The organism is Bacterioplanoides sp. (assembly GCF_965219715.1).
Taxonomy (GTDB): Bacteria; Pseudomonadota; Gammaproteobacteria; order Pseudomonadales; family Oceanobacteraceae; genus Bacterioplanoides.
This window is the reverse complement of the sequence record NZ_OZ244785.1, coordinates 64,897-79,370: the sequence shown is the minus strand read 5'-3', so window position 1 is coordinate 79,370 and position 14,474 is coordinate 64,897. Positions and strand designations below refer to the sequence as shown.

Below are 14,474 nucleotides of genomic sequence, written 5' to 3'. Positions count from 1 at the left end.
TCTTTCCTGAGATGTAAAAATTTGGGTGATTAGCTCAGCTGGGAGAGCATCTGCCTTACAAGCAGAGGGTCGGCGGTTCGATCCCGTCATCACCCACCACTACCTCAAAGTGGTTAAACAGTGACTTATGCGGACTGGTAGTTCAGTTGGTTAGAATACCGGCCTGTCACGCCGGGGGTCGCGGGTTCGAGTCCCGTCCAGTCCGCCATTTCTTGCTTTACCCTATCTATTTTTTCTAAATATCTTCGACAAATAGCTTCCTACTATCTGTTTTTGTCATCTGTCGTTCATCTAACTGCTTTACAGTCCTCCGCAATCAGTTTGACTCTGAACCTGTCTATTTTCTTGACCACGAGGTCAGATTCGATATGATTAGCAAATCTGGCACGCATGATGCTAAGTCCATACATCAGCATCAAAGAAAACCAGCCAGAAGCCTGGATAAGGAATTCAGGTAGTAAGAAATTAAGGAAACGAAGGAGGACAATTATGTCTGATTATATTGATGATCTGCTCGACGTCGGTTATGACGATTTTGACGACGACGTTGATGACGCAGTAGAGCTGTAATGCTCTTGCCCGCTGGCCAGCTAACTTAACCGGCCACGAGCATCTTCTCTGAAACGACCGGGCGCTTGCCCGGTCCATCGTTTAAAGGCCCGCTGAAACGCAGCCGTCGAGCCAAACCCCAGCAGAAACGCAATCTCTCCCAAGGTTAACGTTGTATCACGCACGTAACTGACCGCCAGATCCCGTCGCGTATCATTCATCACTTGTTGGAAGCTGATACCTTCAGCATTGAGACGCCGCCTAACGGTCCAGGGCGCCATATTCAGACGATGAGCAACCATATCAAGGGTTGGCGTCTGCCCTTTCAACAGCGGCCCAATGGCGCGCTCAATCACCTCCCTGAAACTCAAACCGAGGCGCACACGCTCTAATTCGCGCTCAGCCAGCTGTTTTAATCCCTGATGTGTCGATGCACAACGATGGAGCGACGGCAATGCCAGCGCCCAATCATGAATCACAACAGCGTTTCGCTCAGCACCAAAGCGCACGTCACAATCAAAATACTGATCGTACTGATCACTGTATGCCGGAGCACGGAATTCAAATTCGACACGCTTTACCAGGTCATCACGGCCACTCAGCCATTGCAGCATTCTCACCCAACCAGCTAACACCGAATCAACCACAAACAGGTTGTATTCGTTATAAGGACTGATCGAATAAAAATTGGCGACGCCATCGCCGTTTTCGAGGTAAAAGCCAGAGCGCCCACGAGCGTTAAAGGATGATAGTAATTCAAATTCTGCAATAGCCGTACAAGCCACACGAACATCGGGAGCCGTCTGAGCAACCAGGCCTGCCAGCCCAAGACTGCCTGCTGAGGTCAAGCGCCCCATTTCAAGCCCTAACCAGGGAATCTGATGGGCCTCGATACAGGCGTGACCCAGACGCATAAAGCGCGGAATACTGATTCGCGCATCCGGCGAATTCAGCTTCACCTGATCCATCTGATATTGCTCAAACTGAGCTGCCGGATCTCCACCAAGCGACTCAACCGCCCTGCCCATGACCTCGACAATCGCTACCGAAACATCACCTAACTTCATAATGATCAGGCATCAAAGCTGCTGTCATCGGATTGTGATTGCGGCTGCTGTGGCTGCTGTGACTGCTCTTCGCCTTCATAAAAATCGAGCAAAAACCGGTACGAAAGCGACAACATCACCAAACCAACCAAGGTTGTCAGATAAATGCCAAATGCGGCCAGATAATTCAGCAAACCCGATGCGTCTTCTGCCATAAAGGCCAGCCAGAACGGCAACGCCATAATAATCGGCACTACCCAAACAACCACAACCAACCGGCTGCCATTGCCTTTACTAATAGACCAGGCGCGCGCCAGGTCCGACTTTGTGCCCAACGCAACTTCAGGCAAGGTGATGGATAACCGCGACCAGATATACAGCATCAGCATCACGGCCACCGCCACGGCAAATATCGCCCGCTCAGGACCCACAAGCGCCATTAAGCTCATCATCACAGAGAAGAACACCACCACACAACAAACAGCGATTTGCAGGCCACGCAGCAAATAGCGAAATTCATTACGACCAAAACTATGGATAGCGTTGGCATTCCAGCCTTCTTTCGGCAACAAGGTGAACCGGTGACAAGCCGTCGCCATTAATATGCTGAGTACAACGGAAGCAAGCACAAATATCAGTTGTTCAGGATGAAAAACCGGCACCTCGGCTTCCGCATCGCCAGGAAAGAAGTGCTGACTGGCCCAATCGATCGCCGCAAGAATCAAAATGGCTGGCAGGAACATCCGAATAACGTCCACACGCTTTTCCCAGAGCAGCTCAACCGCTTCCTGCACAATATCGACTACCGGCAGTTCAGCTTCCAGACCCAGACGACTTTTCATTCCATTCCTCGATTTAATGACACAAAAAAAGCGGTGCTATCTTAATGTGATTAACATCAAGCTAACACCGCTTTTTATTATCTCTGCCGATTAACCCGCCGGTGGCACATCACCGTGGCGTTTGTTATGGCGCTTAACAATTCGCTCAGGACTCAGCAGGAAGTGAGCCAGAGCTGGCAACAGGATCAATGCGCCCAGCATGTTCCACAGGAACATAAAGGTCAGCAAAATTCCCATATCGGCCTGGAACTTGATCGGAGAGAAGATCCAGGTCGCAACACCCAATGCCAGGGTAACACCCGTGAAGCTTACTGCTTTACCTGTCGATTTCAGCGTCTCCAGGAAAGACTCCTGCAGAGACTTACCAGCAATAATCATCACTTCCAGACGGCTGTAGATATAGATACCGTAGTCAACACCGATACCCACACCCAGCGCAATTACCGGTAGCGTAGCTACTTTCACACCAATACCCAGGTAAGTCATCAGCGCCTGGCTCAGTACCGAGGTCAGAGCTAATGGGATGATGATACAAGCAACTGCCGTAAACGAGCGGAAAGTTGCGAAACACAGCAGGAATACCACCACATATACAAAGATCAGCATGGTGTTTTGCGCGTCAGCAATCACCTGGTTGGTTGCCGCCTCAATACCTGCGTTACCCGATGCCAACTGGAAACGTACCGGTACAGAATCGATCTCACCATCAGCAATTGCCTGATCGATTTCAGAGATGCTGTAACCAAAGTACTTCTGATCCACCTGATCGTCGTACTGAGTTTTGAAATCTTCCACCGCTTTAACGGCTGTTTCCAGCGTCTCAGCTTTGTGGTCATTCAGATAAACAATTACCGGCGCCATTGAGCACTCTGAATTCAGCAGTGAACTCGGTGCACGCTGGATAGACGTATTCAGAATGGTCTGGTTACGTGACAGCGCTGACCAGTTCAGGTTGCCTTCATTCATTGCTTTGGTAACCAACTTGGAAACGGTTACCAGCGAGGTGGTCGATTGCACACCCGGAACGTTTTCCATGTACCACATAAAGCGGTCCACAGCGTCCATCACCTTATAAGAGTTACATTGCTCTTTCGCCGTTTCCACCATCACAACCAGCAGGTCGGAACTGGTGGAGTAGTTACTCACCATAAAGTCGTTATCGAGGTTATAGCGGGAATCCGCGCGCAGCTCCGGAGCACCTTTATCAAGGTCACCAATTTTCAGATCCTGACTGACGAAGTAGCCACCAATCGCCATCGCGATAGCAATAATAATCGGGAAAGGCGCCACTTTGCGGGTTGCAAAGTGAGACAGGAATTTCCATAACTTAGGTTCAGATTTTTCGGTTTTCTCAGCATGACGAATACCGCTGGCGCTGATACCGATGTACGACATGATAATCGGCAGCAATACCAGATTGGTAATAATGATCATGGCAACACCAACCGATGCAGAAACCGCCAGCTCCTGAATCACGCCGATATCAATAAACAGCAGCGTCAGGAAGCCCATCGCATCACTCATTAATGCCAGCATGCCAGGCACGTACAAGCCACGGAACGCTTTACGCGCAGCCATCAGGCGGTTTTCACCTTTACCCGCTTCAATTGCGATACCAGAAATGATCTGAACCGCATGACTGATACCAATCGCAAACACCAGGAAAGGTACCAATACCGAATACAAATCAACGGTGTAGCCCATCAGAGCCAGCGCACCCAATTGCCATACAACCGCAATCAGAGATGCCAGAATCGGAACAATGGTTCCTTTGATACAGCGGGAATACAGGAACAGCAGAACGGCTGTTGCGCCCATTGCCATCAGGAAGAAGATCGCAATTTTGCCAGCACCGTCTAACAGGTCGCCCAGTTTTTTCGGTGTGCCAGTAATGTAGATACGGTAGTTGTCATCGCCATATTTGGCGCGGATTTTCTCTTCCAGATCATGGGAGAACTGCTGATAGTTCAGCTTCTCACCGGTATCCGGGTCCTTCTCAACTAAAGGGACATCAATAATCGATGAACGGAAGTCGTTAGAAACCAGACGTCCAACCTGACCGGATTTCAAGACGTTCTGACGTACCTGCTCCAGGCTGTTTTCAGAACCGTCGTAAGTACTTGGAATAACCGGACCACCCTGGAAGCCCTCTTCCGTTACTTCGGTCCAGCGTACATTTGGCGTCCACAGGGATTTCATACCCGAGCGATCAACACCTTTAACGAAGAAAACTTCATCGTTAATTTTGCTCAGGGTTTCCATGTATTCTTTGGTGAAAATTTCGCCCTGGGTCGATTCAACGGAGATTTTCACGTTGGCAACGCCACTTTTCATCGAGTCTTTATGCACCAGGAAATTCTGGATGTACTCGTGATTCAGCGGGATGTACTTTTCAATACTGGAATCCAGTTTCACCTTCGTCAGACCATAAGCAAAAACAGCGGTTAATGCGGTCAGAATCAGCAACACCAGGAAGCGATTGTTAAAGAACAACCGCTCCAGCATAGGTTCGGTTTCCGGAGACAGGATGTAATGTTCTGGCTCCGAAGAAAAATGATGTTTTTGTTCAGCCATTATCAGAAGTCTCCTGCAGCCATACTCACGGTTTGATCAATTAATTCTCCGGTTGCGCTCAGCAGTTGAACACCTGCTTCGCCGACCAGAATAAAGCTGCCATCGGAAGCTTCTGCAACCGCGGCATAGGCTTTACGGCCTTCGAGAATTAACGTACGGCTTTTCTTTAATGCCTTATCGAACAAAATTGCAGAACCGCCGTTACCGACCAGTACCGCATTTTTTAAACCAACAACACCGGCCAGCAGAGTCTGCTCGCTACCTGTCATAATTTCCGTCCAGCTGATGCCGGCATCGGAAGAGCTGTAGACATGACCACGTAAACCGAACAGCAATTGCTGATCGCCAACATTAATCAGACCAAATAGAGAACCTTCATAAGGTGAAGGGATTGAGTGCCAGGTTTCGCCCAGATCGTCTGAACGCAGAATCATGCCCATCTCACCAACAACCACCAGTGAGCGATTCCCCACCAGCGTCATAGAGTTCAGATGGAAACGCTCCGGATTAGGTAAACGGGCAGAAACATCTTTCCAGTTAATGCCGCCATCGGAGGTGTAGAAAAACATGCCGTAAGCACCAACCGCAAAGCCACGGCGGGCATCATAGAACCAAACATCCAGAAACGGCTTGGTCGAACCGGTGCTGGCATCGTATTCGGCATCTTCAAGAGAATAAGTAGCCGTTTCCAGCGCCATCTCAGCTTCTTCAATCAGCACTGTGTTATTCGACGCTTCTGCAGCATCCAACGCTGCCTGAGCCTGCTGCTTCTTATCTTTAGCTGCGGCTACAATCGCTTTGTTAGCACTGTAACCATCAAACTGACGTTTCCAGCTCTGACCGGAATCGTTCGACATCAGAATCACGCCATCATGACCAACAGCCCAGCCATGCTTGGCTGAGGAAAAATATACGGCTGTTAACGTCACACTGACCGGAACCCGGGCCTGCTGCCAGCTGCGACCGTTATCGTCGGAATAAATGATGTGTCCATGGCCACCAACGGCAACCAAACGCTGCCCTGCCCGAACAACATCTAATAATAATGCTTTGTGTGCCTTAGCCGTTGAAGCTGCCGGCGTGTCCAGTGGATCTTTCCACTTCGCCTGGCTGGCCTGAGCAAAAAACAGTTGAGAAAAAACCACGGTCAGAATGACCAAAAACTGGCGTAAGCCTGAACAATGCGCTTTCCCCAAAGCAGCATCCGGCTGAACCAAATTAAACCTCATAAAGGGCTCCGTTCTTATACTAATGTCGGAAGGCAGCTAGTCTAGCCGACGATGTTATCAATGACTAACGCCCCGTTGTTACGAAATGTTAAGCCATTTTAGGTCTAATTCACGATTATCCGTATCGATTGTTCCACATATGAAAACGGATGGGCAAAAGCACCATCCGCATTCATACTTAAGGATTAGCGACGACCACGTCGGCGTAATTCCGACGGTGTGAAGTAACGTTCGCCTGGCGGCTTGTCACTGAAGTCGATGGTTTTCTGTTCTTCGTTATCCAGACCCTGTACGTGATAACGCTTCGCTTTCAGGTCATGGAACACATCCAGCGTTGTCCAGGTAACCGGCAACTCGTAGAAGGTCTTAATGTAAGCCATGTTCACACGCCACAGCTCACCGGCCGAATCGTATAAATCTGCGGCTGCAATACCCCAGGTATCTTCATCCAAGTAGAAGCGACGCTTGTGATAAACGTGACGGCTGCCCTCTTTCAGATTTGCTTCAACAACCCACACACGGTGTTTTTCATAGCGTGTGAAACCAGGGTTAAGGTGGCCCGGCTTGATAATGTCGTCATAACTGGTCTGGTTAGAGCTCAGCTTGTAGTTGTTGTAAGGGATATAGACTTCTTTTTTACCAACCAGCTTCCAGTCATAGCGATCCGGAGCACCGTTAAACATATCGGTGTCATCGGCATAACGCAGGCCGTCAGCCGCTGCAATTGGCGTGTCATAAGCCAGGTTCGGTGCACGACGTACACGGCGCTGACCGGCGTTATAACCCCATGCCTGGCGAGGCTCATCGACCTGGTTCAGAGTTTCATGAACCAATACCGCACCACCCGCCAGACGCGCAGGTGCCTTGGTAAATGACAGATAGTAGAACAGAATATTGTCCAGATCGTTGATGCTGCGATCCTGACGGTAGTAGTTAAATTCAACTTCCTGCTGAACCGTTACCAGCGAGTAATCGCCATTAACCTGTACTGCAATTTCCGAAGCACGGCGGGTCAGATAAACACCACGCCAGCGGGTAATGTGGTTCCAGATTGCTTCCAGACCGTTCTGAGCGATTGGGAAAGGAATACCACCATAGGCATACAGTAAGCCGTTACCATTCTCGGCCAGCTCAGCACGCAAAGCGTTTTTATAGGTGTTGTCATAAACCCATTCTGGCGCCGCTGCGGTACGACGGGTTTGATAGATCGGCATTCTGAACGTATCAGGATAGGTTTTGAACATGGCCTTCTGGCCATCGGTCAGAAATTCCTGATACTGCTTCATATTCGCCGCAGTAATAGTGAACAACGGCTTATCCGCTGCATACGGGTCAGGGTGATGCTGACCTGCTTTTGAGTACTCAACCGGTGGCAGAGTTAAACCACCACGCCATGGCGGAATATCTCCGCTTTTGTTGCCGGCGCGCTCGGCACCTAAAGGCGTTAATTCATTTTTCAGGCGCTCGGCCTGTTCGACCGAAACAGCCGCCATTAACGACGGAGCTGCCAAAGACAGTGCCAGTGCACCTGCCGCGATCCAATTATTTTTCTTCATTTTGCGACCTCAACACACCGCTTAAGCGGCTTATATGCGCTCAAGCATAAAGAATAAACGCTTTATGCTCAAACCAAACTCTTACTAACCACTTCGTATACGTCTTTCGACAAGTCTTGCTGAGCCATAATACGCTGCAGCTGGGCTTTCATTTGCTCTCCCTGAGCCGGGATCAGGCGCTTCCATTTAGTCAGTGGCGCCAATAACCGCGATGCTATTTGCGGGTTCGATGCGTTCAGACGAATCACTGCATCCGCCAGCAGCTGATAACCACGCCCGTCTTCTGCATGGAAATGGCACAAAGCCTGATTGGCAAAAGCCCCAATTACCGAACGCACCTTGTTTGGATTGTGCCAGTCAAAAGCCTCGTGATTCAGCAATAATTCAATAAAGTCTGCAGTCCCCAGCTTGCTCGAGCCCGCCTGAACCGACAACCACTGATTAATCACAAGCACATCGTCTTTCCATTGCTGATAGAAACGTGCCAGATAGTCGTTCGCCAATGCAGAGTCAGAACCATTAATCAGAGTCACCAGAGCCGACATCTGATCAGTCATATTATCCGCTTGTTGATACTGGCGCTCAGCACTGCTTACCCCGGCTTCAGATACCAATGACAGATAACTCAGTGCAAGGTTCTTCAGTGCTCTGGTCGACATTTGCTGAGGCTCCGGCGCATACGGCTGATCAGAACCCAGTCGTTGATAAACTGAAGAAAATTCCCGCTGCAGTGACTCAGCAATCGCCAAACGCACTTGCTGACGCGCCTGGTAAATCGCTTGCGGATCAATCTCAGCTGAGAATTCTGCAATATAGGCTTCAGACGGCAGAGTCAGTAAATAAGCAACCATCGCCGGATCCAGCGACTCATCTGTTAATAATGATGCCAAAGCGTTTCGAGACGGATCATCAAGTGCAAACGGTGTCGTCATCGCATCATCGATCCAGCCCAACATCAGACGCTGGCCGGCATCCCAGCGGTTAAAACCATCGCTGTCATGCTGTAACAGGAACAACAACTCGTCCCGACTCTGATCAAACTCCACTTTCACTGGCGCAGAAAAATCGCGGAATAACGACAATACCGGACGTTCGGGTAATTGATTAAATACAAACGTCTGAGTCGCTTCCGTCAGGTGTAACACCTGACTGCTCGCAGTCCAGGCTGAAGCCGGCTCAACGTTAACTGCCATATCGTGGCCCTGACTGCCCAATAGCCCCAGCTGTACCGGAATCCACATCGGTTGCTTATCGGTTTGCCCTGGCGTATCCGGACACTGCTGCGATAAGGTCAGAGTCAGTGATTGCGAGGCAGCGTCGTATTCACTGCTTACCTGTACGACCGGTGTTCCCGCCTGTTTATACCAACGCTTAAACAAGGTCAGATCAACACCATTGGCGTCTTCCATCGCTTTGGTGAAATCGTAAATGGTAACCGCCTGACCATCGTGGCGTTCAAAGTACAAATCCGAGCCTTTGCGAAAGCCCTCTTCCCCAAGGATTTTTCGCTGCATGCCAACCACTTCTGCACCCTTTTCATAAATAGTAACGGTGTAAAAGTTGGAAATTTCGATAAAAGAATCCGGCTGCACCGGGTGCGCCATCGGGCCCGCATCTTCCGCAAACTGAACCGTACGCATAATACGCGCATCTTCGATGCGCTTAACCGTGGCTGAATTCATATCCGCCGAGAAACAGGCATCACGGAAAACCGTAAACCCTTCTTTCAGACTGAGCTGGAACCAGTCACGACAGGTAACCCGGTTACCCGACCAATTATGAAAATACTCATGAGCAACAATGGCTTCAATTCGCTGATAAGCCGCATCAGTTGCGGTCGCCGGATTCGCCAGAACACAGGAAGAATTAAAAATGTTTAATCCTTTGTTTTCCATCGCTCCCATATTGAAGTCGTCGACCGCCACGATCATAAAAATATCCAGATCGTATTCCCGACCATAGGTATCTTCGTCCCACTTCATCGAGCGCTTTAAGGCATCCAGCGCATAATCGGTTTTGTCGACATTCTGAGGCTCAACAAAAATCTTCAGAGTAACGTCACGACCACTCATGGTGGTAAAACGATCCTCTTTAACCTGCAAATCTCCGGCAACCAGCGCAAACAAATACGCGGGTTTTTTATGGGGGTCATGCCAGCTGACTTTTTTCAGACCGTTAGCCAGGTTTTCCTCACCCGTCAGATTACCGTTAGACAGCAGTACCGGATACTGCTCACCGTCAGCAATAATATGAGTGGTAAACACCGACATCACATCCGGTCGATCGAGGTAATACGTAATACGGCGGAAACCTTCCGCTTCACACTGGGTGCAATACATAGAACCGGACTGATACAAACCTTCAAGTGCGGTATTTTTATCCGGATAAATCCGGGTTTTAATCGTCAGTTCATGGCTTGCAGATAACTGATGCAGCGTCAGGCTTTCTTCATCAAGATCGTACTGTTGCGACTCAATTTGTGAGCCATCAACAGCGACAGAAATTAATTCAAGCTGCTGGCCATCCAGGCGCAGCGTGCCGCCACCATCCACCTGATCATTACGCACAATACTGAGGCGCGCCGTCACAAGGGTATAGTCCGCCTGCAATTCAAATGTCAGGTCCGTTTGTTCAATCCAGTAACCAGGTTGCTGGTAGTCCTTCAGGTAAATTGCATTAGGTTGTGCGTCGCGCATAGTCGCCTCAGATGAATGGCCGAAAACAGTAACGTTAGTCGTTAACCTTAACGTTTACGGCATAAGATGTGAATTTACGGATGTTTATCACGCCGCTGTCGAAAATCAGGTATTGCCCTTTGATTCCCATCAGCGTTCCTTCAACCAACGGGTTTTTATCCAGATTAAAGCTGCTGATTTTTGTTGGGAACTGCTGCACCGGAAAATCAAAGGCATACGCTTCAGCATCGTATAACAACTCAATTTCTCCCGGCGCTTGTGCCGCAATAATTGAGTTCAGATCCAGTGAAAATAAATCAAACAGGCGATCCCGCTCGGCTTCCAGATCAACCGGATCGGCATTGCCTTTCAGCATCGCTCGCCAGTTGGTTTTGTCAGCGATATCCTGACGCAAGCAATCTTCGATCAGGCCAGACTGTCGACGGGTTGCCACCCGGGCAATCGGTAACGCCTGCGTAGCGCCCTGATCCAGCCAGCGCACCGGAACCTGAGTTGCACGGGTAATACCCACTTTGATACCGGAAGAATTAGCCAGGTAGACAATATGATCGTTAAAGCACACCTTTTGAGCCCATTCAGGCTCCCGGCATGTGCCCAGATGAAAGTGGCACTTTTCCGGGCTCATCATGCAGGAATCGCATTGCGCCAGCTTACTGAAGCAGGGATAACAGTAACCCTGGCCAAAGCTTTTTTTGCTTTTGCGACCGCAGTGACAGCAGTGAATATCACCCAGATATTCGATCGTTAATTTCTTGCCAATGAGAGGCGCCAGAGGAATCTGCTGCTGATCCAGCAGCAAATCATAATGAACCGCATCACTGCTTTGCTGATCTGCAGCAACAGCGCGGGCAGCCATCTTCTGCAGATGGCCGGTAAACTCACTCATGTCTGCCCCCGGATTATTGCAGGGTCAGCGTCTGAACGTCATCATCGCCTTTCGATGATTTACAACCGTCAGCGATGTAACCAACACGCTGTTCAGCGGGTACATCGTGACTGCTTTCGTAATGCAGAATGGCTTCCATGCACAACTCACGCTGTCCGTCCTTCAGCTTAATACCGTTGGGCCAACGACCCGTTGCAACGGCGTTCTTCAGGTTCTCATAGACTTCAGGCGTCAGGGATTGAATCAGTTGATCAAGCGTCATGTCATTCTCATCAGTTATCACGGGAGTCCGGCTGATTACCGGTTTTTGTTAAATCAGATTGCTCAGTGGAAGGCGCGTGTACGAATCGGCGTACTGGCCAGAGCTGGGCAAATAATAACCCACAAATCAGGCCGCCAAAATGGGCACCGTGAGCAGTACCAGACAACCCTGGCACCACAGTGTCTCCTAATAAGGTCAGCAATAACCAGGCAACCATCACAGTCAGCAATACCGGGGGAACCTGATAGCCCAGTTTGAAACGACGTTCGCGGGTAGCGACCCAGGCCAACATGCCCAATGTGACACCAGAAGCTCCGCCAAAGCCCGGCCCGGCATACCACCATTGTGCGGCATTACCAATAAGGCCACAGAGCAGAATTACCAGCAGAAGTGCAGCCTTGCCGTCCACGACCTCAATACGACGGGCCAGAACCCACCACCAAAGCATGTTCATCAGAATATGCAGGAAAGAAAAGTGCAGCAAAGTAGGACGCCATAAGTCCCACAGCCCTATTTCAGCATAAGCTTCCAGACTCAGTCTATGTTCTGGCCAGAGCGCTTGCCCCAACATTACCCAGGCGTTCCAGTCCGTGCTGATATGCATCCATGCGAATACCGCTAAAAACAACGGGATAAACAAAAAAGCCAGCGGCGCCTCACTGATTTTAAGTAGCCAATTGCCACTCTGACTTTCGACGATCAGGTCGGCATCATCCAGCTGCCCTTGCTGCCATTCTTCAAGCCAGTTCTTAACCTGCTCGATATCACGACTATCGGCCAGGTAAAGGCATTGCTTGCCTTCCTGAGGAATCACCCGATGGGCAATTTTGTTTGCCCATAAGCGGCTGGTCAGCGGTGATAAATCCACTTCCGGCTCAGCCACCAGAGCTAACATAGGTTCGATCTCTGGCTCCACTCAGCGCTCGCTCTTTTCTACACGAACCCAGGTAAATTTACCGGGCTGTAAATGATGTTCGGTGTCCATACGGTACGCTACCAATCGACCGTATTTCACCGCGCTGTAATCCAGACAAGCAATATTCGGCACAATCGGAGCCGGTATCCCCCACATCCAGTAATGACCAATAAATAGAGGTTTTTCCTGAGGCCCATAGAACAACAATTGCTCTTTCTCTTCATCGGATAACAACGCATGGTGAATATCATCCGGCAACGGGTCTGGCTGAAAGATAACGTCGCTGTAGCGTTGTGGCGTGTCGGCCCAGAATTTGGTGCGGAAAAACTGGCGTACCATTCCATCTTTGGCGGTCATTGAACGACCATCCGGTAATTTCAGCGACGTGCCGCGTAAGGTGCGATCGAGAAATTTATAGATAAAGGAGTCGGTTTTTACCGATTCCGCCAGCAATCCTTTGTGCAACTGGTTACCGCCATACTGCGCGATAAATTCATCAATCATCGCCGGATCCCAGCAAGCATGAACCACCCGAAAATGTTCGAACTCCTGAAACAACGGCAGCTCGACAAACCAGTCCAGAAAGTCATTAAAGTCATGCGGATGATTGGCAAACTGCTCCATTGTCTGCTCAACAATAAAGTCATTCCGTTTGGTATGAGGGCGCAGGAAAGGCTGACGCATCCCGGCTGGTGCCTGGGTGCAATAGGTAACGACGTTGTACTCGTGATTGCCCATGACGATTTCTGCGTGGCCACCATCAACCATATCCCGAACGATATGACAGGCCATGCGGATATGAGGGCCACGATCAACAATGTCCCCTAAAAACACCACTTTGCGTTTGGGATGCTGATATACGCCATTCTTTTTGCTGTAACCCATTTGCTCCAGCAGGCTGACCAGCGTATTACCACAACCATGAATATCACCGATTAAATCGTATCCCTGGTGCATATTTAGTCTCCCAGGTTGCTGGCCCATCCTAGCTTGGTGCGGCAGATTTCATAGAAGTTATGGCCTTCAGGATGAATCAGCTTCAGCTTATGGGCTTTCTTGCGGATAGTAATCGCATCGCCAGGCGCACACGGAATATGGTTCTGACCATCACAACTTACCGTCGGATAAATTTCCTGATCGGCACTGACCACAATCTTAATTTCGCTTTTGCCATCAACCACAATCGGGCGACTGGATAAGGTATGAGGGAACATTGGCACCAGCACCAGCGCATCCAGGCGAGGATGCATAATCGGCCCACCACCCGACAATGAATAAGCGGTTGATCCGGTTGGTGTTGATACAATCAGACCATCCGAACGCAGGCTGTAAACAAACTGGCCTTCGATATACAGATCAAAGGCGATCATACGCGCCGATTTACCCGGGTGCAGCACCACATCATTTAACGCAGCGGCGGCGCCGATTGGGTTACCATCACGCTTCACTTCCGCATCCAGCAGGAAGCGGCGCTCTTCTTTGTAACGCCCGTCGAGTACATCCTGCACCGCGTCCAGCATGGTGTCATCCGGGCTGATGTCTGTGAGGAAACCCAGGCGACCACGGTTAATGCCCAGTACCGGGGTGTTGAATTTCGCCAGCGCACGAGCAGCACCTAATAAACTGCCATCGCCGCCCACTACGATTACCAGATCGCAAATTTCGCCAAGAATGCTGACCTTAGAGGTTTGCATTCCATGGCCTGGCATCACTTCTGCGATACGATCTTCGAGGATGACGTGATAACCCTCTTCCATCAGGTACTGCTTCAGTCTCTTGATGGTCTCAATCACTTTTTTACTGTTCAGGCGACCAATGATGCCAATATTGCGGAACTCTTCCATCTGCTGTTAACTCGTCGAATTCGGATGCATGGGGTATAACTGCGGGTTATACCACAGCCGTCCATAAAACGCTT

Annotated in this window: 12 protein-coding genes and 2 tRNA genes; 3 read left to right on the top strand and 11 right to left on the bottom strand. The window is 49.9% G+C overall.

What is annotated here, in order from left to right; genetic code table 11:
• Positions 1-23: 23 nt before the first annotated feature.
• The 3 genes from ACOQOZ_RS00895 to ACOQOZ_RS00885 all read left to right on the top strand — a co-directional run bounded on the left by ACOQOZ_RS00895 (position 24) and on the right by ACOQOZ_RS00885 (position 570).
• Positions 24-99, top strand: a tRNA-Val gene (locus ACOQOZ_RS00895).
• Between the two features lie 32 nt (positions 100-131).
• A tRNA-Asp gene (locus tag ACOQOZ_RS00890) sits at positions 132-208 on the top strand.
• 182 nt (positions 209-390) lie between these two features.
• Positions 391-570, top strand: coding sequence for a hypothetical protein (locus ACOQOZ_RS00885; protein WP_420590403.1), 180 nt, complete (start codon positions 391-393; stop codon positions 568-570).
• Positions 571-590: 20 nt separating this feature from the next.
• Here ACOQOZ_RS00885 and ACOQOZ_RS00880 read toward each other — a convergent pair whose 3' ends face one another.
• From ACOQOZ_RS00880 to ACOQOZ_RS00830, 11 genes are all read right to left on the bottom strand, one after another.
• Entirely contained in the window at positions 591-1,616 is a 1,026-nt protein-coding gene (locus ACOQOZ_RS00880; RefSeq protein WP_420590402.1) for an AraC family transcriptional regulator, read from the bottom strand.
• A 5-nt stretch (positions 1,617-1,621) separates the two neighbouring features.
• Entirely contained in the window at positions 1,622-2,437 is an 816-nt protein-coding gene (locus tag ACOQOZ_RS00875) for a hypothetical protein (protein WP_420590401.1), read from the bottom strand.
• Between the two features lie 90 nt (positions 2,438-2,527).
• Positions 2,528-5,011, bottom strand: coding sequence for an efflux RND transporter permease subunit (locus ACOQOZ_RS00870; protein WP_420590400.1), 2,484 nt, complete (start codon positions 5,009-5,011; stop codon positions 2,528-2,530).
• 2 nt (positions 5,012-5,013) lie between these two features.
• Positions 5,014-6,240, bottom strand: a complete 1,227-nt coding sequence (locus ACOQOZ_RS00865; protein WP_420590399.1) for a YCF48-related protein — start codon at positions 6,238-6,240, stop codon at positions 5,014-5,016.
• A 185-nt stretch (positions 6,241-6,425) separates the two neighbouring features.
• On the bottom strand, positions 6,426-7,796 hold the full coding sequence (locus tag ACOQOZ_RS00860) for a DUF1329 domain-containing protein (RefSeq protein WP_420590398.1): 1,371 nt from the start codon (positions 7,794-7,796) through the stop codon (positions 6,426-6,428).
• A 68-nt stretch (positions 7,797-7,864) separates the two neighbouring features.
• The gene (gene pepN, locus ACOQOZ_RS00855; RefSeq protein WP_420590397.1) at positions 7,865-10,492 is read right to left on the bottom strand and encodes an aminopeptidase N; all 2,628 of its coding nucleotides are present in this window, start codon (positions 10,490-10,492) and stop codon (positions 7,865-7,867) included.
• A gap of 34 nt (positions 10,493-10,526) precedes the next feature.
• Complete coding sequence (locus ACOQOZ_RS00850; RefSeq protein WP_420590396.1) at positions 10,527-11,378, bottom strand: DUF2797 domain-containing protein; 852 nt, start codon at positions 11,376-11,378, stop codon at positions 10,527-10,529.
• Positions 11,379-11,391: 13 nt separating this feature from the next.
• A complete protein-coding gene (locus ACOQOZ_RS00845; RefSeq protein ID WP_420590395.1) occupies positions 11,392-11,640 on the bottom strand; it encodes a YeaC family protein in 249 nt (82 codons plus the stop codon).
• A gap of 10 nt (positions 11,641-11,650) precedes the next feature.
• On the bottom strand, positions 11,651-12,535 hold the full coding sequence (locus ACOQOZ_RS00840) for a rhomboid family intramembrane serine protease (RefSeq protein ID WP_420590394.1): 885 nt from the start codon (positions 12,533-12,535) through the stop codon (positions 11,651-11,653).
• A 21-nt stretch (positions 12,536-12,556) separates the two neighbouring features.
• On the bottom strand, positions 12,557-13,513 hold the full coding sequence (locus tag ACOQOZ_RS00835; RefSeq protein WP_420590393.1) for a metallophosphoesterase: 957 nt from the start codon (positions 13,511-13,513) through the stop codon (positions 12,557-12,559).
• Positions 13,514-13,515: 2 nt separating this feature from the next.
• A complete protein-coding gene (locus ACOQOZ_RS00830; protein ID WP_420590392.1) occupies positions 13,516-14,400 on the bottom strand; it encodes an NAD(+) kinase in 885 nt (294 codons plus the stop codon).
• Between the last annotated feature and the right edge of the window lie 74 nt (positions 14,401-14,474).

Bases quoted from the DNA above. Each gene is read 5' to 3' on its own strand.
- ACOQOZ_RS00885 (WP_420590403.1), top strand. From the start codon at position 391: ATGATGCTAAGTCCATACATCAGCATCAAAGAAAACCAGCCAGAAGCC.
- ACOQOZ_RS00880 (WP_420590402.1), bottom strand. From the start codon at position 1,616: ATGAAGTTAGGTGATGTTTCGGTAGCGATTGTCGAGGTCATGGGCAGG.
- ACOQOZ_RS00875 (WP_420590401.1), bottom strand. From the start codon at position 2,437: ATGAAAAGTCGTCTGGGTCTGGAAGCTGAACTGCCGGTAGTCGATATT.
- ACOQOZ_RS00870 (WP_420590400.1), bottom strand. From the start codon at position 5,011: ATGGCTGAACAAAAACATCATTTTTCTTCGGAGCCAGAACATTACATC.
- ACOQOZ_RS00865 (WP_420590399.1), bottom strand. From the start codon at position 6,240: ATGAGGTTTAATTTGGTTCAGCCGGATGCTGCTTTGGGGAAAGCGCAT.
- ACOQOZ_RS00860 (WP_420590398.1), bottom strand. From the start codon at position 7,796: ATGAAGAAAAATAATTGGATCGCGGCAGGTGCACTGGCACTGTCTTTG.
- pepN (WP_420590397.1), bottom strand. From the start codon at position 10,492: ATGCGCGACGCACAACCTAATGCAATTTACCTGAAGGACTACCAGCAA.
- ACOQOZ_RS00850 (WP_420590396.1), bottom strand. From the start codon at position 11,378: ATGAGTGAGTTTACCGGCCATCTGCAGAAGATGGCTGCCCGCGCTGTT.
- ACOQOZ_RS00845 (WP_420590395.1), bottom strand. From the start codon at position 11,640: ATGACGCTTGATCAACTGATTCAATCCCTGACGCCTGAAGTCTATGAG.
- ACOQOZ_RS00840 (WP_420590394.1), bottom strand. From the start codon at position 12,535: ATGTTAGCTCTGGTGGCTGAGCCGGAAGTGGATTTATCACCGCTGACC.
- ACOQOZ_RS00835 (WP_420590393.1), bottom strand. From the start codon at position 13,513: ATGCACCAGGGATACGATTTAATCGGTGATATTCATGGTTGTGGTAAT.
- ACOQOZ_RS00830 (WP_420590392.1), bottom strand. From the start codon at position 14,400: ATGGAAGAGTTCCGCAATATTGGCATCATTGGTCGCCTGAACAGTAAA.